Below are 700 nucleotides of genomic sequence, written 5' to 3'. Positions count from 1 at the left end.
GGCTCACGTACCCCGCGACCGATTCACCACGTGCCCTGCGACCGATTCACCACGACACGCATGGAGACGATCGAGCTGTGGCCGTTCTCCCAGGGGGAGATCGACGCCACCCCGGACAGGTTCGTGGACGCGATCTTCGCCGAGGGCGAGAACCTCCATCACACGTCCTCGTTGTCGCGCGCCGACTATGCCGAGCGACTCGTGCGCGGCGGCTTTCCCGAGGCGGTGACCCGGACGAACCCGCGCAGACGCGAGCGCTTCTTCGACTCGTACGTCTCCGATCTGATCGCGCGGGACGTGAGCCGGCTGTCCGAGATCGAGCGGATGGCCGAGATGCGAGCCCTGGTGCGGTCGGTGGCCGCCCGGTCGGGACAGTTGCTGGTCGCCAGCGCGCTCGGAGCGGACATCGGACTGTCCGGGAGCACCGTCAACCGCTACCTCGGCCTGCTCGAAGAGGTCTTCCTGATCAAGCGCATCCCCGCCTGGTCACGCACCTCAGCAACCGCGCGGTCGGCACCCCCAAAGTGGCCCTCGTCGACTCGGGCGTGGCCGCCAACCTGCTGGGCGCCGACGCGAGGAGCCTGGTGCGGCCCGACGGCCAGTTCGGACCGCTGCTGGAGGGCTTCGTCTTATGGAGCTCGCCCGGCAGCTCACCTGGTCGGACGAGCGGGTGGAGCTCTTCCACTACCGGACCAAGGAC

1 pseudogene is annotated in these 700 nt (G+C 68.7%); it reads left to right on the top strand.

The features are described from left to right. Positions 1-60: 60 nt before the first annotated feature. A pseudogene (locus tag FLV34_RS39530) lies at positions 61-700 on the top strand (ATP-binding protein); the annotation flags it as partial.

It is taken from the genome of Microbispora sp. CSR-4, from assembly GCF_008033685.1.
Classification (GTDB): domain Bacteria; phylum Actinomycetota; class Actinomycetes; order Streptosporangiales; family Streptosporangiaceae; genus Microbispora.
The sequence above is the reverse complement of the archived record's forward strand: the minus strand, read 5'-3'. Positions and strand labels throughout refer to the sequence as shown.